This window comes from Stutzerimonas stutzeri, assembly GCF_024448715.1.
Lineage (GTDB): Bacteria > Pseudomonadota > Gammaproteobacteria > Pseudomonadales > Pseudomonadaceae > Stutzerimonas > Stutzerimonas stutzeri_AR.
Map to the genome: position 1 here is coordinate 149,528 of NZ_JAMOHZ010000002.1, position 16,820 is coordinate 166,347.

The 16,820-nt window shown below is 62.7% G+C and carries 20 protein-coding genes and 1 riboswitch; of the genes, 7 read left to right on the forward strand and 13 right to left on the reverse strand.

Going from position 1 to position 16,820, the window contains the following annotated elements; translation table 11 throughout:
• Nucleotides 1-13: 13 nt before the first annotated feature.
• Genes thiL through NAV33_RS04195 form a run of 5 tightly spaced genes read right to left on the reverse strand, consistent with a single transcriptional unit; the run spans nucleotide 14 to nucleotide 3,759 of the window.
• A complete protein-coding gene (gene thiL / locus NAV33_RS04175; protein WP_255977284.1) occupies nucleotides 14-973 on the reverse strand; it encodes a thiamine-phosphate kinase in 960 nt (319 codons plus the stop codon).
• A gap of 13 nt (nucleotides 974-986) precedes the next feature.
• Complete coding sequence (gene nusB, locus NAV33_RS04180) at nucleotides 987-1,472, reverse strand: transcription antitermination factor NusB (RefSeq protein WP_255977286.1); 486 nt, start codon at nucleotides 1,470-1,472, stop codon at nucleotides 987-989.
• A complete protein-coding gene (gene ribE, locus NAV33_RS04185; protein ID WP_255977288.1) occupies nucleotides 1,469-1,945 on the reverse strand; it encodes a 6,7-dimethyl-8-ribityllumazine synthase in 477 nt (158 codons plus the stop codon). Before ribE ends, nusB begins: the two co-directional genes overlap by 4 nt.
• Before the next feature lie 58 nt (nucleotides 1,946-2,003).
• Entirely contained in the window at nucleotides 2,004-3,083 is a 1,080-nt protein-coding gene (ribBA, locus tag NAV33_RS04190; protein ID WP_255977290.1) for a bifunctional 3,4-dihydroxy-2-butanone-4-phosphate synthase/GTP cyclohydrolase II, read from the reverse strand.
• Nucleotides 3,084-3,096: 13 nt separating this feature from the next.
• On the reverse strand, nucleotides 3,097-3,759 hold the full coding sequence (locus tag NAV33_RS04195; protein WP_255977292.1) for a riboflavin synthase: 663 nt from the start codon (nucleotides 3,757-3,759) through the stop codon (nucleotides 3,097-3,099).
• Nucleotides 3,760-3,877: 118 nt separating this feature from the next.
• Nucleotides 3,878-4,023: riboswitch (FMN riboswitch) on the reverse strand.
• A 399-nt stretch (nucleotides 4,024-4,422) separates the two neighbouring features.
• Between NAV33_RS04195 and NAV33_RS04200 the strand changes: the two genes are divergently transcribed.
• Nucleotides 4,423-5,166, forward strand: coding sequence for a hypothetical protein (locus NAV33_RS04200; protein ID WP_255977293.1), 744 nt, complete (start codon nucleotides 4,423-4,425; stop codon nucleotides 5,164-5,166).
• A gap of 39 nt (nucleotides 5,167-5,205) precedes the next feature.
• Here NAV33_RS04200 and ribD read toward each other — a convergent pair whose 3' ends face one another.
• Nucleotides 5,206-6,315, reverse strand: a complete 1,110-nt coding sequence (gene ribD, locus NAV33_RS04205; RefSeq protein ID WP_255977295.1) for a bifunctional diaminohydroxyphosphoribosylaminopyrimidine deaminase/5-amino-6-(5-phosphoribosylamino)uracil reductase RibD — start codon at nucleotides 6,313-6,315, stop codon at nucleotides 5,206-5,208.
• Nucleotides 6,312-6,779 carry a transcriptional regulator NrdR gene (gene nrdR / locus NAV33_RS04210; protein ID WP_255977298.1) on the reverse strand — a complete coding sequence of 156 codons (468 nt, stop codon included), beginning with the start codon at nucleotides 6,777-6,779 and terminating at the stop codon, nucleotides 6,312-6,314. The genes ribD and nrdR overlap by 4 nt, the downstream gene beginning before the upstream one ends.
• A gap of 114 nt (nucleotides 6,780-6,893) precedes the next feature.
• Between nrdR and NAV33_RS04215 the strand changes: the two genes are divergently transcribed.
• From NAV33_RS04215 to trxA, 4 genes are all read left to right on the forward strand, one after another.
• Entirely contained in the window at nucleotides 6,894-7,322 is a 429-nt protein-coding gene (locus tag NAV33_RS04215) for a YbaY family lipoprotein (RefSeq protein WP_255977300.1), read from the forward strand.
• A complete protein-coding gene (locus NAV33_RS04220; RefSeq protein ID WP_255977302.1) occupies nucleotides 7,319-8,002 on the forward strand; it encodes a class I SAM-dependent methyltransferase in 684 nt (227 codons plus the stop codon). Before NAV33_RS04215 ends, NAV33_RS04220 begins: the two co-directional genes overlap by 4 nt.
• A gap of 66 nt (nucleotides 8,003-8,068) precedes the next feature.
• Nucleotides 8,069-8,599, forward strand: a complete 531-nt coding sequence (gene thpR / locus NAV33_RS04225) for an RNA 2',3'-cyclic phosphodiesterase (RefSeq protein WP_255977304.1) — start codon at nucleotides 8,069-8,071, stop codon at nucleotides 8,597-8,599.
• Between the two features lie 89 nt (nucleotides 8,600-8,688).
• Complete coding sequence (gene trxA / locus NAV33_RS04230) at nucleotides 8,689-9,558, forward strand: thioredoxin (protein ID WP_255977306.1); 870 nt, start codon at nucleotides 8,689-8,691, stop codon at nucleotides 9,556-9,558.
• Between the two features lie 213 nt (nucleotides 9,559-9,771).
• Here the strand turns inward: trxA and NAV33_RS04235 are convergent, their stop codons facing one another.
• From NAV33_RS04235 to NAV33_RS04245, 3 genes are all read right to left on the reverse strand, one after another.
• Nucleotides 9,772-10,329 (reverse strand): HAD family hydrolase, encoded by a 558-nt coding sequence (locus NAV33_RS04235; RefSeq protein WP_272887239.1) that lies wholly within the window; start codon nucleotides 10,327-10,329, stop codon nucleotides 9,772-9,774.
• 32 nt (nucleotides 10,330-10,361) lie between these two features.
• Entirely contained in the window at nucleotides 10,362-11,231 is an 870-nt protein-coding gene (gene tesB / locus NAV33_RS04240; protein WP_255977311.1) for an acyl-CoA thioesterase II, read from the reverse strand.
• Between the two features lie 76 nt (nucleotides 11,232-11,307).
• A complete protein-coding gene (locus NAV33_RS04245; protein ID WP_255978151.1) occupies nucleotides 11,308-11,871 on the reverse strand; it encodes a GNAT family N-acetyltransferase in 564 nt (187 codons plus the stop codon).
• Nucleotides 11,872-11,949: 78 nt separating this feature from the next.
• Here NAV33_RS04245 and NAV33_RS04250 point away from each other — a divergent pair, with 78 nt between their 5' ends.
• Nucleotides 11,950-12,870 carry a histone deacetylase family protein gene (locus tag NAV33_RS04250; protein ID WP_255977313.1) on the forward strand — a complete coding sequence of 307 codons (921 nt, stop codon included), beginning with the start codon at nucleotides 11,950-11,952 and terminating at the stop codon, nucleotides 12,868-12,870.
• A gap of 46 nt (nucleotides 12,871-12,916) precedes the next feature.
• Nucleotides 12,917-14,152, forward strand: a complete 1,236-nt coding sequence (locus NAV33_RS04255; protein WP_255977315.1) for a TIGR03862 family flavoprotein — start codon at nucleotides 12,917-12,919, stop codon at nucleotides 14,150-14,152.
• Between the two features lie 96 nt (nucleotides 14,153-14,248).
• Here NAV33_RS04255 and NAV33_RS04260 read toward each other — a convergent pair whose 3' ends face one another.
• From NAV33_RS04260 to NAV33_RS04270, 3 genes are all read right to left on the reverse strand, one after another.
• Nucleotides 14,249-14,554, reverse strand: coding sequence for a DUF2845 domain-containing protein (locus NAV33_RS04260; protein ID WP_255977318.1), 306 nt, complete (start codon nucleotides 14,552-14,554; stop codon nucleotides 14,249-14,251).
• A gap of 231 nt (nucleotides 14,555-14,785) precedes the next feature.
• Complete coding sequence (locus NAV33_RS04265; RefSeq protein ID WP_255977321.1) at nucleotides 14,786-16,111, reverse strand: DEAD/DEAH box helicase; 1,326 nt, start codon at nucleotides 16,109-16,111, stop codon at nucleotides 14,786-14,788.
• 232 nt (nucleotides 16,112-16,343) lie between these two features.
• Nucleotides 16,344-16,820 carry an NYN domain-containing protein gene (locus NAV33_RS04270; RefSeq protein WP_255977324.1) on the reverse strand — a complete coding sequence of 159 codons (477 nt, stop codon included), beginning with the start codon at nucleotides 16,818-16,820 and terminating at the stop codon, nucleotides 16,344-16,346.

Sequence of the window (16,820 nt, forward strand, 5' to 3'; positions counted from 1 at the left end):
GCTATCGAGCCGCTCAGCCACTGAAATGGTTGTAACCCTGACTGGCGAACGTGATGGCTCTGCCATCGGCAGCCAGCAGCTGCACGCCATCGCCCGTCGCAACGCGACCGATCGCGTGAATCGGCCAGCCGGCGGCCAGCAATGCAGGCAGCTCATCGCTGGGTAAGGTAAATGCGAGCACGTAATCATCACCGCCGGCCAGCCCGTACTGCAGCGCCTGGTTGCGCCCGCAGAACCGCACCAGCGCATCCGACACCGGCAGTTTTTCCTGTTCGATGCACAACAGGACACCGGACGCGGTGGCGATATGCCCGCAATCGGCCAATAGACCATCGGAAATATCCAGCGCCGAAGTCGCCTTGCCGCGCAACGCTTGACCCAGCGCCAGCTGCGGTTGTGGCAACCAGTAGTGCCGAAGCAATATCGCCGCCTCGGCCGTCCCCTGCTTTCGCTCGCCCAATATGATCGGCAGCGCGCCGGCCGCATCGCCAAGAGTTCCGCCTACACAGAGCAAATCCCCCGGCTGCGCGCCGCTGCGCACCAGCGCCTCACCAGCCGGCACCCGACCGAACACCGTCAACGTCATACTCAGCGGGCCGCGCGTGGTATCGCCGCCAATCAGGCGCATGGCGCAGCCAGTCGCCATCGCGTCCAGACCGCGAGCAAACTCGGAAAGCCAGCCGGAGTCGGCCGTAGGAAGCGTCAGCGCTAGGGTAAAACCGATCGGTGTAGCGCCCATCCCGGCAAGATCGCTGGTCGATACAGCGAGCGCGCGTTGACCAAGGAGATAGGGGTCGCAAGGGTCGGGGAAATGTACTCCAGCGACCAGGGTGTCAGTAGATACCGTGAGTTGCTCACCAGCCGAAAGCGCCAGCAAGGCGCAATCATCACCGATACCCAACACGACATCGCCGCCAGCCCTGGCACAAGCGGCGGCGGCGAAATAGTGGCGGATCAGCTCGAACTCACCCATCGCTCGGGCAGGCTCAGCGCTTGTGAGCGCTGACCTCGGCGCTACGCAGGCTGGGTGCCAGCTTGTCCAGTACGCCATTGACGAACTTATGCCCGTCGGTTGCCCCGAACACTTTCGCCAACTCGATACCTTCGTTGATCACCACGCGGTAGGGCACATCGATGCGCTGCATCAGCTCGTAAGTGGACAGACGCAGGATTGCGAGCTCCACCGGATCGAGCTCTTCCAGCGGGCGATCGAGGTGCGGCACGATGGCGCCGTCGACTTCGGTCTTGGCACGCGCAACACCGGTCAGCAGCTCGTGAAAATAGTTGCCATCGACGCCGGAAAAATCGTTGTCGACGCGAAACTGCGCCTCGATTTCGTTCAAGCTCTGGCCCGCCATGTGCCACTGGTACAGCGCCTGCATCGCCAGGCTGCGCGCGACGCGGCGCGTCGCGATCTTGCCCTTGGCCTTCGGCTGCGGGGCGTCCTGGCTGTCGTCGTGATTGAGGCTCACTTGGCCTCCAGCTGCGCCAGCAGGCTCACCATTTCCAGAGCGGAGAGCGCGGCTTCGGCGCCCTTGTTGCCAGCCTTGGTGCCGGAACGCTCGATTGCCTGCTCGATGGAATCGACAGTCAGCACGCCGAAGGCGACCGGCACGCCGAACTCCATGGAAACCTGGGCCAGGCCTTTGGTGCATTCGCCGGCGACGTATTCGAAGTGCGGAGTGCCGCCACGAATGACCGCGCCGAGGGCGATGATGGCGTCGTATTCACCCTGCTGGGCGACTTTCTGCGCCACCAGCGGAATTTCGAAGGCACCCGGCGCACGGATGATGGTGATGGCGTCTTCCGGGATACCGTGGCGCACCAGCGCATCGACAGCGCCGCTCACCAGACTTTCGACGACGAAGCTGTTGAAACGGCCCACTACGAGGGCGAATTTGCCCTGCGGGGCGATGAAGGTACCTTCGATGGTCTTCAGGGACATGGGTGATTTCTCATCTCTTTAAAGAACGAAGGCGCCGCGACTCGCGCGGCGCCTCTGATTATTCGGCAGGCAGGTATTCTACAACTTCCAGATCAAAGCCGGATATCGCATTGAACTTCATCGGCGAACTCATCAGGCGCATCTTGCGCACGCCGAGGTCACGGAGGATCTGCGAACCGGCACCGACGGTGCTGTAGGTTGCCGGAGTCGGCAGTTGTTGACGGTTGAGTTGCGCCAGCAACTGCGGACCGGTCAGCGGGTTGCCCAGCAGCAGCACCACGCCGCTACCGGCTTTGGCCACTTCGCTCATTGCCGCTCGCAGGCTCCAGCGTCCCGGCACGGTCACCAGCAGCAGATCGCGCAGCGGCTCCATGTTATGCACGCGCACCAACGTCGGATTCTCCGGCGAAATATCGCCACGGGTCAGCGCCATGTGCACCGTATCCTCGACACCGTCGCGGTAGGTGACCAGCTTGAACTGACCCAACTCGGTTTCCAGCGGCTGCTCGGAAACCCGCTCGACGGTGCGTTCGTGAATCATGCGGTAGTGGATCAGGTCAGCGATGGTGCCGATCTTCAGCCCATGTTGCTCGGCGAACAGCTCCAGCTCCGGGCGACGCGCCATGGTGCCGTCGTCGTTCATGATTTCGCAGATCACGCCGGACGGTTCGAAACCGGCCATACGCGCCAGATCACAGGCGGCTTCGGTGTGACCGGCACGCGCCAGTACGCCGCCGGGCTGAGCCATCAGCGGGAATATGTGACCGGGGCTGACAATGTCCTCGGCCTGGGCATCCTTCGCCACCGCGGCCTGTACGGTGCGCGCGCGGTCGGCGGCGGAGATGCCGGTGGTCACGCCAACCGCGGCCTCAATGGATACGGTGAATTTGGTGCCGAACCCGGAGCCATTGCGCGGCGCCATCAGCGGCAGCTGAAGGAGTTCGCAACGCTCGCGAGTCATCGGCATGCAGATCAGACCACGTGCGAAACGGGCCATGAAGTTGATGTGCTCGGCGGTCACGCATTCGGAGGCGACGATGATGTCGCCCTCGTTCTCGCGATCCTCGTCATCCATGAGGATGACCATCTTGCCAGCGCGGATGTCTTCGATCAGTTCTTCAGCGGTGTTCAGAGCCATGGTGGCCGAGTCCTTATTTATTCAGGTAGCCGTGTTCGGCCAGGAAGCTTTCCGTCAGGCCCGAGGCATTCGGCTCGGTCGCCTTGTCACCCATCAGCAGGCGCTCCAGATAACGCGCCAGTAGATCCACTTCCAGATTTACCTGCCGCCCGGGGCGGTAGTCGACCATGATGGTTTCGGCCAGCGTGTGCGGGACGATGGTGAGCTCGAACTCCGCGCCGTTCACGGTATTTACCGTCAGGCTGGTGCCGTCGACCGTGATCGAACCTTTAAGCGCGATGTACTTGGCCAACTCACGCGGCGCGCGGATGCGGAATTGAACGGCGCGGGCATTTTCCTCACGCGCAACTACTTCGCCGACGCCGTCGACATGGCCACTAACGAGATGCCCGCCGAGGCGGCTGGACGGCGTCAGGGCCTTTTCCAGGTTCACCCGGCTGCCAGCCTTGAGATCGACGAAGGCAGTACGGGCCAAGGTTTCGCGACTGACGTCAGCCCAGAATCCATTGCCGGGCAATTCCACGGCAGTCAGGCAGACGCCATTGACCGCGATGCTGTCGCCGAGCTTGACGTCGGCCAGATCCAGCTTGCCGGTTTCGACCAGCACACGGACGTCGCCGCCCTTTGGCGTCATCGCACGAATGGTCCCGATGGACTCGATTATTCCTGTGAACATGCGGCCTCCCGTGGAAGGCTGTTGAAACGATGCATATGACCAACTCCTGTTTTGGATAAAACAGGGCGCTGCAGATCGATAGGGAGTGGACGCGCGCACGGAAGGCGCCGTCAAGGCATCCCGCTCTCTCTTTATCCGGACTATACCGTCGGCCCCGGAATCACACCGGGTCTGCTGACCTTGCCTGAGCAAGCGCTCGCGGGCTAGACACTTGACAGCGCCATTACCGCCGGTGGGGAATCTCACCCCGCCCTGAGAACGTGGGTCGGTTAGGACCCGGCGCAGTTTTTACCACAGATGAGCCGGCTCTGCAGCCGGCAAACGACCGTTTGACTGTGCAGCAGAAAAAATAATCGAGCTCGATCCGAGCCAGCGATGCTGTCCAAACAACTTTCAAGCGCAACGTGAAACTCCCGTTGTGCTTGTTTGTCCATAAGCATCGCATCGCCCCATACGGAAGCGGCCGCCGCGACGGTCCAGGCGATGACAGCAAGACGATCAGGATGGAACGTCGCTCCGGCATTACGTCGTACCGATACGCCGAGCCAGGATCAGCTCGTAATTTGGCGATCCCCCGTGCAGATCAGGCCGCGATCAGGAACACGCTCCGGACCAGTACATGTGCCGAGAGGGATGGGTATGTCAGGGGTTACGGCTATGGATATGTCGGCTACGCAACGGGCGGTCGAAGTCGACGACAACGGCTTTGCGGTTCTGGAAAATTTCTTGTCCCCGGAGCTGCTCGAACAAGGCCGGGCCTTTATTGAGCAACAGGCAGAAATCCGCCTGGGTGAATATTTCGCCGTTCACGGCATTGAGGCAATGAACGGCAGCGTGCTGGCGACACTTGCCGCTTCCGCGCCACTCAGAGAAATGCTCGTTGATCTCTACCGAGCGCAGACCGGTAAGGAGCCGTCACCAACCGAACAGGTTTTCCCGGTGATTCGCTGTCTGCAAGGCACAAGCGGCCTCAAACAATCGCATTTCTACCACTTCGACGCGACAGCGATCACCGCCCTGCTTCCATTGTTCATTCCGACCGAGGGCGAGCATTGTGGTGACCTGATCATCTTCCCGAACATCCGGCGGGTTCGCTTCAACGCACTGCGTAACGTGATCGAAAAGGCACTGATGCATAACACTGCCAGCCAGAAAATGATTGCGTTGGCCGTCAGGCGCGGGTGGTTGCGGCCGATCCGGCTGAAGTTGATACCGGGCAATCTCTATCTGTTCTGGGGCTACCGCAGTCTGCATGCCAACGACCAATGCGACCCCAACATGCTCCGCGCCACCGCCCTGTTTCACTTCGGCAACCCTCACCATGACAGCCTGCTCGCCCGGCTGGTGCTCGGAACGAACAAGCGGCGCGCCAAGCTGGATCACAACGGGTTGCGACCGGCAAACTGAGTACCGGATGACCGAAAGTGCTCGGTCGTCTACGCGGGGTCAGCCAGCCGGACGGGCGATAATCCGCCAGTCATCACCGAACGCGCGGATATCCTCAATCTTCAGCTCGCGCGCCTCGCTCATGCGCGCCAGTGGCAGGTCGAGCAGCGGCCGAGCCGACGAGCCGAGAAACTTGGCAGCGACAAATATCTGGTATTCGTCGATCAGGCCCAAAGCAGCGAAGGCGCCAGCCAGGCGCGGGCCGGCTTCGAGCAGCACTTCGTTGGTTCCACGACTGGCCAGTTCGCTCAGTAGGCCGCGCAGATCCACGCGGCCATCGGGGCTCGCCAGCGTCAATAGCTCGTGGCCAGAAGCAACGTAATCCTCGGTGCGCCCGGTAGCGGAGGTCGCCACCAATGCTGGACCGGCCTGAAAAAAAGGCGCATCCAGCGGCACTCGCAAACGACCGTCGACCAGCACGCGTAGCGGCGGGCGCTGCAAGGCCAGCGCGGTTAGCTCGCTATCCAGCCCCAACTCAGCGGCACGTACCGTCAGCCGTGCATTATCCACCAGCACCGTGTCGGCACCTGTCAGCACCACGCTGGACTGTGCACGCAGGCGCTGCACCTCCGCACGAGCTGCCGGGCCGGTGATCCATTGGCTTTCGCCACTGGCCATGGCGGTGCGGCCATCGAGGCTCATCGCAAGTTTCGCGCGCAGGTAAGGCAGACCGGTTTCCATACGCTTGACGAAGCCGGCGTTCAGTGCCCGCACTTCGTTTTCCAGTACGCCGCTGGTGACCTCGATGCCAACGCTACGTAACCGAGCCAGACCGCGGCCGGCCACCTGCGGATTGGGGTCCTGCATGGCAGCGACTACGCGTGCGACACCAGCCGTGACCAACGCTTCGGCGCAGGGCGGCGTCCGTCCGTGGTGGCTGCAAGGTTCGAGCGTGACATAAGCGGTAGCGCCGCGCGCGCGTTCACCGGCCTGACGCAGCGCATGTACTTCGGCGTGTGGCTCGCCAGCACGCACATGCCAGCCTTCACCAACCAGCTCGCCGTCGGCAACGATCACACAGCCGACGCGGGGATTGGGATGCGTCGAATACAGTCCCTTACGCGCCAATTGCAGCGCGCGAGCCATCCAGGCGTGATCGGACGTGTTCATTCGCTCTTTGCGGGCTCGCGGGATATACGTTCGATTTCCTCTCGGAACTCGTTGAGGTCCTGGAAGCGCCGATAAACCGAGGCGAAGCGGATATAGGCGACTTCATCGAGCTTTTGCAGCTCGACCATCACCAGCTCGCCCAGCACCCGTGACTTGATCTCGCGTTCACCCGTGGCGCGCAGCCTGTGTTTGATGTGCGCGATCGCTTCTTCCAGGCGCTCGACGCTGACCGGACGTTTTTCCAGCGCGCGCTGCATGCCGGCGCGCAGCTTTTCCTCGTCGAACGGCTGGCGGCTGCCGTCCTGTTTGATCAGCCGCGGCATCACCAGTTCAGCGGTTTCGAAGGTGGTAAAGCGCTCGCCGCAGGCGAGGCATTCACGGCGGCGGCGCACCTGATCGCCCTCGGCCACAAGGCGCGAATCGATGACTTTGGTGTCATGTGCACCACAGAAGGGACAATGCATGGTTTAGAGCTGTCAGACGTCGGGAGAGCCATGGTAGCGCATCCCGTCGGCAAGACAAATCGAGCGGATTGTTGCTATACAGGCGCGTGTTAAAGCCATCTTCAGGAGCTGTCCGTGCGGTTACGCCCCTTTGTTTTGCCCGCTTTGCTGTTGCTGCTGGCTGGCTGTTCGAGCCAGGAGGCCCAGCGCCCCACCGCGCCTGTCACCTTCGAGGACCCGCCTCGGGCGACCACCCCGATGCACGAGCTGCATGGCAGCCTGATCGGCGTCCCGGCCGACAGCGAAGTCGAACTGGCCCTGCTGGAAGTCAACCGCCGTGACCAACCCGATCGTTTATTAAGCAACGTGAAATTGAAAGGTCGTGGCGGTGAGTTGCCGTTCATTCTCAAGTTCAACGCTGAGAATTTCCCTAAGGACCAACAGGTCGAACTGCGAGGTCGCGTAACCCGCTCCGGGCAGCTGATCATGCGCCTGCCGGCCGTGCTCGTGAGCAGCCCAGCCAGCCAATCTCTGGGCCCGCTACGACTGGTACCCGCACCTTGACGCCACCCGCTGCGCTGCAGAAGGCGCTGGCCGAACTACTCGGCGAGGCCCGTTTAAGCGTCGAGAGCTTGCCTGACACCGATATTCGCCTGTGGCTGATCGATGCCGCGAACATGGACCGTGCTTTCAGCCCAGAGGAAACCCGGCGAATCCTGAACGAGCCGCCCTATTGGTGTTTCTGCTGGGCCAGCGGCCTGGTGCTGTCGCGCTGGATCGCGGAGCGCCCCGAGTGGGTGCGCGGCAAGCGTGTGTTGGATTTCGGCGCGGGCTCCGGCGTCGCGGCGATCGCCGCAGCCAAGGCGGGCGCGGCGGAAGTGGTCGCGTGCGATCTCGATCCACTGGCCCTGGCTGCTTGTCGCGCGAATGCCGAGCTCAACGGCGTCCAGTTGAGTTATTCCGATGATTTTTTCGCCGAGGCCGATCGCTACGACCTAATCATCGTCGCCGACGTACTCTACGACCGCGCCAACCTGCCACTGCTGGACCAGTTCCTGAGCCGCGGCCGCGAAGCGCTGGTTGCAGATTCACGGGTGCGCGACTTCAAGCACCCGTTGTACAGCCGACTGGAAATACTCGATGCATGCACCTGGCCAGATTTGGCCGAGCCAGCGGAATTCCGCCGGGTCAGCCTTTACCACGCCGAGAGACACGCCGAGGCTAAATCCCTGGCTGTCGGCTGAGGTCTACCGCTGGCAGTCGGCGTCTTTCGTCACTGCTGCATAAGGCGAGCACCAAAGGAGGACGTCATGACCACCGAGAAGCCCCTGCGTCTGTTCTTCGCGCTCCCCTGCCCGCCCGCGCTAGTGGAGGCCATCTGTAGTTGGCGCGACAGCCAACACTTCGACGGTCGCCCCGTCGCGCCGGCCAACCTGCACCTCACGCTGGCCTTTCTCGGCGGCCAGCCGGCTGCGAAGCTGGACGGCCTGAAGCAGCTCGGCAGTCATCTGCGCGCCGACGCATTCATGCTGCGGCTGGACCAGTTGCAGACGATCGGCCATGGCTTTACCTGCCTGATACCGAGCCAGGTACCGCCACCGTTGAGCCAACTGGTCGAGCAGTTGCATGCTGGGCTCTGCGTCCACGGTTTCGCCCTCGATTCGCGGCCTTTTCTGCCGCACGTGACGCTGTCGCGCGAGGCGCAGGTGCGGCCAGACGCCAATCCCCCCGCATTCAAATGGTCGGTGGAACGCTTCGGTCTCTTCCTGTCTGAAAACACCGAAAACGGCGTGCACTACCGCGAGCTGGAGAACTGGCCGCTGACGGCGCCGAGCGGCTGAAGACCGGCTCGCGCCACTTGCTTCCGCTTCGGCGCGCCCCCACTTAACATGCACGCCTCTATTCGCATGCGCCCATTCCGAGACCTCCGATGAGCCAGACCCCTTACATTTTCGACGTCAGCAGCGCCAACTTCGAGCAACTGGTGCTGGAAAACTCCTTTCACAAGCCGGTGCTGGTGGACTTCTGGGCCGAGTGGTGCGCGCCCTGCAAAGCGCTGATGCCACTGCTGGCGAAGATCACCGAGGAGTATCAGGGCGAGCTGCTGCTGGCGAAGGTCAACTGCGATATCGAGCAGGATGTCGTGGCCCGCTTCGGCGTGCGCAGCCTGCCAACCGTGGTGCTATTCAAGGACGGTCAACCGGTCGACGGTTTCGCCGGAGCTCAACCGGAGTCGGCCATCCGCGCCATGCTCGAACCCCACGTGCAACTACCAGCTGCGCCGGATGCCGATCTGCTGGAAGCTGCCCAGGCGCTGTTCGCCGAGGGCCGCATCGGTGAGGCTGAAAGCCTGCTCAAGCAGCTCCTCGCCGAGGACAACGAGAACGCTGCCGCGCTGATTCTTTACGCGCGCTGTCTGGCCGAACGCGGCGAGCTGGGCGAGGCGGAAACGGTGCTCGGCGCGGTCAAGGGCGACGAGCATAAACAGGCGCTGGCTGGCGCCCGCGCTCAGCTGGCATTCCTTCGCCAAGCCAATGACCTACCGGAAGTCGCCGACCTCAAGAGCCGTCTGGCGCAGAACGACGAAGATGACGAGGCGGCCTACCAGCTGGCGATCCAGCAGCTGGCACGCCAGCAACACGAAGCGGCTTTGGACGGCTTGCTAAAGTTGTTCGTGCGCAATCGCAATTACGCCGACGGCCTGCCGCACAAGACGCTGCTGCAGGTGTTCGACCTGCTGGGCACCGACCACCCGCTGGTCACGACTTACCGGCGCAAGCTGTATCAGGCGATTTATTGAACTGAAATGCTTGCGTACATGAGCGCGGCAGGCTTGTTCGTAGAAGTTACGTGCTGACGATGCCGATGATGCTGCGTCTTAAATCGCGAGCAAGCTCGCTCCTACAAGACAACAACCATACTCTTTCCTAGGAGCGAGCTTGCTCGCGAACGCAGCCCCCGCAGGATCGCTGGTGAGCCAGGGCCTACTGACTACGCCGATACTCGCCCTGTTCTAGATTCCCATCTTTCGAAGCAGCTCCGCACAATCACGGGCATGCAAATCGGTCAGCTCGGGCCAAGGATTTTCCGGGACGTTGACCAGCACGCCACGAGCGCCAGCCGCCTTTGCACATTCGAGATCGAAGCGGTAGTCCCCCACCATCACCAGTTCGCGCTGCGGCACCGACCATTTTTCGGCGAGGTGCAACAAACCGCCCGGATCGGGTTTGGGTGGTGCCTCGTCACGGCCGAGGATGTCTTCGGACGCAAAGCAGTCGCCCATGCCCACCGCCTGCAAAGTCACTAAGGCCAGCTCGTGAGCATTGCGCGTCAGCACACCGAGGCGGCAGCCACGATCACGTAGCGCATGTAGCAGTTCGAGCGCGCCCGGTGCAGGCGTGGCGGCGTAGGCCAATTCCCGTTCGTGTTCCAGCAGCCAAGCGCGCTTGGCTGCCGCTTCGTCAGCCGGCAGTGCGGCGAGGTGATGAAGGATGTCGTCGTCTTCGGGAATGTCCAGCGCCCGCTTGATTGCCGGAAAGTCATGCACGGCGATGGTCAGGGTGCCGTCCATATCGAACACCCAATGCCGCGCCTGAGCAAAATTCACTTCCAGTCCTCACGCACGCGAATCAGCCCTTCCTGAGCCACCGAAGCAACCAATTGGCCGGCGCGGTTGAAGATGCTGCCACGGGCGAATCCGCGGGCGTTGCCGGCCCATGGGCTGTCCATCGAATATAGCAGCCAGTCGTCGGCGCGGACTTCGCGGTGGAACCAGAGCGCATGGTCGAGGCTCGCCAGCTGGATAAACTTGCTCCACGAACTGACACCGTGGGGCTGCAGCGCGGTGCCGATGAAGCTGAAGTCCGAGGCATAGGCCATCAGATATTTGTGCAGCGCCGGATTCTCCGGCAGCGAGCCATCGGCACGGAACCAGACGTGACGGATCGGCTCGATCGGCTGAGGGTTGGTTGGGTCCTGCAATGTCACAGGACGGATTTCGATGGGCTTGGGCCGACGCAGTTTTTCGGCGACTCGCTCGGGCACCAGCGGCGCCAACTTGTGCATCAGTTCCCACTCGCTTAGCAGGTTCTCCGGACCGACTACCTCAGGCATCTGCAACTGATGCTCGAAACCCGTCTCGTCCGCCTGGAACGAGGCACTGCACGTAAAGATGGTCTGGCCTTTCTGAATGGCACTCACGCGGCGGGTGGTGAAACTGCCGCCGTCGCGCACCCGGTCGACGTCGTAGACCACCGGCAGATGGGAATCGCCGGGACGAAGAAAATACCCGTGCATCGAATGCACATGCCGTTCCGGCGCGACCGTCTGACTGGCGGCAGACAGCGCCTGACCGACCACCTGGCCGCCGAACAGCTGCGGAAAACCCAGATCCTGGCTAGCGCCGCGAAACAGGTTTTCCTCGATGCGTTCCAGCGACAGCAGGTTCACCAGGGTATCGAGTGTGTCGGTCATGGGTTCTTCCTTTATACGGGCACGGGGCAAGCCGGCAATGTTACGGATTCCTCCGGATGCGCTCCAGCAATTGCGCTTATCGTCGCGTATCTATCCAATTGTCGCGCTGTAATCGATACAACACGTGGGGGCGCAACGGATGCCCCTCTGCAAGTGCTGGATGCTCGAAGTCGCCTAGCGGGTCCTTTTGCATGCCGAGCGCGCACATCAACTGACAGGACGGTTCGTTGAGCCCAGCGGTATACGCAACCACTTCAGGAAGCCGTAGCCGCTCGAATGCGCAGGCCAGCGCCGCCCCGGCCGCTTCGCGCGCCAGACCCTGCCCCCAATATTCATGAGCAAGCCGCCAGCCGATTTCCACTGCCGGGCAAAAGGCCAATTGTAGGCGGCTCCAGGCCAACCCCGTCATACCGACGAAGCGCCCGTCATCCTTGCGCTCCAGCGCCCAGTAACCGAAGCCGTGGCGAGCAAAATGTATACGGCAGCGCGCCATCGTTGCCGCACTTTCGTCGCGTGAAAGCGGCGCCGGAAAATAACGCATCACCAGCGGATCGCCGCACATTTGCGCCAATGAATCGAGATCAGCGTCTCGCCAGCCACGTAGTCGCAGGCGTGGCGTTTCCAGGTCAATGCGCTCCATCGGTCCTTCCATGCTGTTTCCTTGAGGGGTTTGCTGCCGAATCGGCATACTTGCGGCTGACCATTCGGGCGCCGATCAATGTCTTTACCGTTGGTGTTCCACGACGACTACAGCCCACCGCTGCCGCCAGGGCATCGCTTCCCCATGGAGAAATTCCGGCTGCTGCGCGATCACCTGGTCGATAGCGGTTTGACCACAGACGAAGCGCTGTTGCGCCCTGAACTTTGTCCGATTGATGTTCTCGCGCTGGCCCATGATCGGGCGTACGTCGAACGCTACTGCAGTGGCGACATGAGCCGCGACGAGCTGCGTCGCCTGGGCCTGCCCTGGAGTCCGCAATTGGCGCAGCGCACCGTCCGCGCTGTGGGCGGCTCGCTGCTGGCTGCGGAACTCGCGTTGAAACACGGGCTGGCCTGTCATCTGGCCGGCGGCACGCACCATGCCCATTACGATCACGCTTCGGGCTTCTGCATCTTCAATGATTTGGCGGTGATCGCGTTGTCGCTGCTCGAAAGCGGCCGGGTCGGTCGCGTGCTGATCTTCGATTGCGACGTGCATCAGGGCGACGGCACCGCGCGGATTCTCGAAAATATCGCCGACGCCGTAACGGTTTCACTGCACTGCGAGAAGAACTTCCCAACACGCAAGGCGCGAAGCGATTGGGACGTCGGTCTGGCTGCCGGGCTCGGCGACGCCGACTATCTAAAGGTAGTCGACGACACGCTCAATTACCTGCTGCCGCTGTATCAGCCGGATCTGGTGCTCTATGACGCGGGCGTCGACGTACACCGTGACGATGCGCTGGGTCTGCTCAACCTCAGCGACGAAGGCCTGGCGATGCGCGACAGTGCGGTGATCGAGCATTGCCTGGGTCGTGGCATTCCGGTGGTCGGCGTGATCGGCGGCGGCTACGACAAGGACCGCGCCTTGCTCGCCCGACGCCATGCACAGCTGAATTTCAGCGCGGCCGAGGCATGGCAGCGCTACGGGCTGGGCTGAACAGCCGCTACAATGCCCGTCCCGTGACGTTCGCCAGGCCACTGCCATGACACCGCCAGCCCCTTCCTCCCGCATCGCCATCATCGGCGGCGGCCCCGCCGGCCTGATGGCGGCCGAGGTGCTGAGCCAGGCCGGCGTGGCGGTGGACCTGTACGACGCCATGCCCTCGGTGGGCCGCAAGTTCCTGCTGGCCGGCGTCGGCGGCATGAACATCACCCATGCCGAGGATTTCACCGCGTTCATCGGCCGCTACCGCGAACGGGCCGGCGAGCTGCGCCCGTTGCTCGAAGCCTTCGGCCCCAACGCGTTGCGCGACTGGATACACGGCCTGGGTATCGACACCTTCGTCGGCAGCTCCGGCCGCGTCTTCCCCACCGATATGAAGGCTGCGCCGCTGCTACGCGCCTGGCTCAAGCGCCTGCGCGAAAACAGCGTGCATATCCATACTCGCCAGCGCTGGCTGGGCTGGAGCGAAGACGGACGGCTGCGTATCTCCGGTCCCAATGGCGAAAGCCTGCTCGCCCCGGATGCCACGCTGCTCGCCCTGGGCGGCGGCAGCTGGGCGCGGCTGGGTTCCGACGGCGCCTGGGTGCCGCTGCTGCAGGCTCGCGGCATCGCCATCGCACCGCTGCAGCCAGCCAACTGTGGTTTCGAGGTGGCCGGCTGGAGTGCGCATCTGGTCGAACGCTTCGCTGGCGCCCCGCTGAAGACCGTCACTCTCGCGCTGCTCGGCGAAACCCCGCGCAAGGGCGAATTCGTTCTCACCGCAAAGGGCATCGAAGGCAGCCTGGTCTACGCACTCTCGGCGCAAATCCGCGAGCGCATAAACCAGCAAGGCTCGGCCTGCATCCTGCTCGACCTGCTGCCGGATCGTTCGCAGCAACAGATCGCCACCGCCCTGGCCAAACCGCGCGGCTCGCATTCCATGGCCAAGCACCTGCACCGCCAGCTGCGCCTGGATGGCGCCAAGGCCGCCCTGTTGCGCGAACTGGCGCCAGCGGACGCCTTCGACGACCCGCAACGCCTGGCGAACGCAATAAAAGCGTTGCCAATCACGCTGCTGCGCCCGCGCCCATTGGATGAAGCCATCAGCAGCGCGGGCGGCGTACAGTTCGGAGCGCTGGACGAAAATCTGATGCTGCGCCAGCTCCCGGGCATGTTCTGCGCTGGCGAAATGATGAACTGGGAAGCCCCCACTGGCGGCTATCTGCTCACCGCCTGCTTCGCCAGCGGACGTGCGGCGGCCGAGGGGATATTGCGTTGGCTGCGCGCACGCGGGTAGACCAGCGCAAACGCCGCAGAACTCACCCCGTAGGGTGGGTTTTAACCCACCACAAATACGTTATCCAACGTCACCCCGCTGCGCCATTTCCACGGTCTACCTCTCCCGTTCCATCCGGATTTCAACCAGTCGCTCGTCGATAAAGCGCAGATGGTAGTACGCGCCATTTCTCGGCCCATATACCCAGCGATCAACCTTGACGGCGCCCCACTGAGGAACGCCGTCGCTTCGCAGCACTGGCCCCTCGGAGGTTTGATCGTCGGCGGAGCCGCACTTGGCCTCGACCTGCTCGCTCGTATCATCCAGCTGAACCAGGCCGGTGCCACATCTCATGGATGCTTGTGCACCGGTGCAGAAGAACGAGCCGGATAACAGGATCACCGCTATCGTCTTGCTTCCCATATCTCATCACCTCGAACCCTGACCTCGGTGCATCGTCCCACAAATACTCGGCTCGTAGGGTGGGTCGGGCGGCGTTCCGCTTCAGCCCACCGCCAAGAAGAGCTATCGGAACAGGACTTATGGGTGGGTTGAAGCAGAGCGCGACCGGGGGGCCTACAGATTGATCGCCGCCCCGGCTCCGCGTGAAAGTCATGCCGCGACTGGCATCGCCATTCAACCTGTCCGAATTTACTAGCGCTTCTTCGCGGGCTTCGCCCCGCCCAGGCTCGGCACCTTGCGGATCGGTTTGGCGTTGGGCTTCTCGCTTTCATCGAACCAGTTGCCCAGGTGGATACGGCCTTTGCCGGCGGCTTCCTTGGGCTTTTTCGGTTTCTTCGGCTTCTTGATGATCAGCCCGCCGGGCTGTGTCGTAGGTACTCGATGATCAGGAACGAAGCCCGGTTCGTCGTGCCGCGGTAAGACCTGTTGAATTAGCGTCTCGATTGCCGCGAGCTGATCGACTTCGTCGGCGGCGACCAGCGATACCGCTTCACCTGTAGCACCGGCACGGCCGGTGCGGCCAATCCGGTGCACGTAGTCTTCAGCGACGATAGGCAGGTCGAAGTTGACTACTTGCGGCAGATCGTGGATATCCAACCCGCGCGCCGCCACGTCAGTTGCGACCAATACCTGCACCTCACCCGCCTTGAAACGTTCCAGTGCGCGCAATCGTGAAGCCTGCGGCTTGTCGCCATGGATCGCATCGCTGGAAATCCCCTGCGCCTGCAACTCATCCACGAGCTGATCGACACCCTTGCGCGTCTTGACGAACACCAGCACCTGGCCCCAGCGCTTTTCCGCCAGAAGATGCAGGAACAGCTCGGACTTGCGCCTCTTGTCCACCGGCACCAGCCACTGCTTGACCGTCTTTGCGGCAGCGTTGCGCGGGCTGACTTCGATCGATAGCGGGTCGCGCAGCAACTCGCCAGCCATCTGCCGGATCGCATCGGAGAAGGTCGCGGAGAACAGCAGGGTCTGGCGCTTTTTCGGCAGCGCGCTGAACAGCGCGTCCAACTCTTCCGAGAAGCCGAGGTCGAGCATGCGATCGGCTTCATCCAACACCAATGCCTGCACCTGAGCGAACTTCACCGCGTTCTGTCGATACAGATCCAGCAACCGCCCCGGGGTCGCCACCAGCACGTCGATACCCTTGCGCAGGGCCATCATCTGCGGATTGATGCTGACGCCGCCATAGACTGCATAGGTGCGCAGCGGCAGGTTCTGCCCGTAAACGCGGAAGCTTTCGTGTACCTGTTCGGCCAGTTCACGGGTCGGCACCAGCACCAGCGCGCGGATCGAGTTGCTGGTCACCTGAGCGCCTTCCTGGGTCAGGCGCTGCAACAACGGCAGCGCGAAGCCAGCAGTCTTGCCGGTACCGGTCTGCGCGGCGGCCATCAGATCGCGGCCCTTGAGCACGGCCGGGATCGCCTTGGTCTGAACCGGCGTCGGCTTGGTGTAATCGAGTGATTCGAGGGTACGCAGCAGCGGATCGATCAGGCCCAGGGAGGCGAAGGTCATGAGGGTAACCGGACGATAAAAAACGAGGTTGGCAGTTTACCCGAGGCAGGACATATCTACGGAAGCGGAATGCGTGACAGCGGCAGATTCGCGAGTAGGGTTCGGGCTGGATTTGTAGGAGCCAGCTTGCTGGCGAAGGCCGCAGCACGCCATGAGACCTGGCACGTTTCGCGAGCAAGCTCGCTCCTACGGATTGCGAATGGACGCCGTAGCCGCCCTCCAACTTGCAACCTCAACCGCGCAACAGCAACCTGCCCTCGATCGGCACGTAACGCGTGGCGGCGCGGATCAGCGAGTTTGCCGTCAGGCCCGGGGCGCCGTAGGCCGTGGCTTCTGCACCACCGGCACGCACGCGATCGAGCAGCAGGTCGAAGTCGCCATCGCCGGAGGCCAGCACCACTTCGTCTACGCGCCCCGCGGCGTCCAGCACATCGATGGTGATGCCGACATCCCAGTCGCCCTTGGCCGAGCCATCGCTGCGCTGGATGTAGGGTTTCAGTTTCACGGTGAAGCCGAGGTTGCGCAGGATCTGCTGGAATTGCTGCTGTTTGGCGTCGCCGCGGTCGATGGCATAGGCATAGGCCTCGACGATCTCGCCGCGCTCGCTGACCTCGGCCCACAGGGCGGAATAGTTGAAATGGCAGCCGTGGGCCTGGCGCACCGTGTAATAGAGGTTCTGCACATCGGCAAACAAGGCGATCTTTTTCAC

Coding starts and splice junctions, on each gene's coding strand:
- thiL (WP_255977284.1), bottom strand. CDS start 973: ATGGGTGAGTTCGAGCTGATCCGCCACTATTTCGCCGCCGCCGCTTGT.
- ribE (WP_255977288.1), bottom strand. CDS start 1,945: ATGTCCCTGAAGACCATCGAAGGTACCTTCATCGCCCCGCAGGGCAAA.
- ribBA (WP_255977290.1), bottom strand. CDS start 3,083: ATGGCTCTGAACACCGCTGAAGAACTGATCGAAGACATCCGCGCTGGC.
- NAV33_RS04195 (WP_255977292.1), bottom strand. CDS start 3,759: ATGTTCACAGGAATAATCGAGTCCATCGGGACCATTCGTGCGATGACG.
- NAV33_RS04200 (WP_255977293.1), top strand. CDS start 4,423: ATGTCGGCTACGCAACGGGCGGTCGAAGTCGACGACAACGGCTTTGCG.
- ribD (WP_255977295.1), bottom strand. CDS start 6,315: ATGAACACGTCCGATCACGCCTGGATGGCTCGCGCGCTGCAATTGGCG.
- nrdR (WP_255977298.1), bottom strand. CDS start 6,779: ATGCATTGTCCCTTCTGTGGTGCACATGACACCAAAGTCATCGATTCG.
- thpR (WP_255977304.1), top strand. CDS start 8,069: ATGACCACCGAGAAGCCCCTGCGTCTGTTCTTCGCGCTCCCCTGCCCG.
- trxA (WP_255977306.1), top strand. CDS start 8,689: ATGAGCCAGACCCCTTACATTTTCGACGTCAGCAGCGCCAACTTCGAG.
- NAV33_RS04235 (WP_272887239.1), bottom strand. CDS start 10,329: ATGGACGGCACCCTGACCATCGCCGTGCATGACTTTCCGGCAATCAAG.
- tesB (WP_255977311.1), bottom strand. CDS start 11,231: ATGACCGACACACTCGATACCCTGGTGAACCTGCTGTCGCTGGAACGC.
- NAV33_RS04245 (WP_255978151.1), bottom strand. CDS start 11,871: ATGGAGCGCATTGACCTGGAAACGCCACGCCTGCGACTACGTGGCTGG.
- NAV33_RS04250 (WP_255977313.1), top strand. CDS start 11,950: ATGTCTTTACCGTTGGTGTTCCACGACGACTACAGCCCACCGCTGCCG.
- NAV33_RS04255 (WP_255977315.1), top strand. CDS start 12,917: ATGACACCGCCAGCCCCTTCCTCCCGCATCGCCATCATCGGCGGCGGC.
- NAV33_RS04260 (WP_255977318.1), bottom strand. CDS start 14,554: ATGGGAAGCAAGACGATAGCGGTGATCCTGTTATCCGGCTCGTTCTTC.
- NAV33_RS04265 (WP_255977321.1), bottom strand. CDS start 16,111: ATGACCTTCGCCTCCCTGGGCCTGATCGATCCGCTGCTGCGTACCCTC.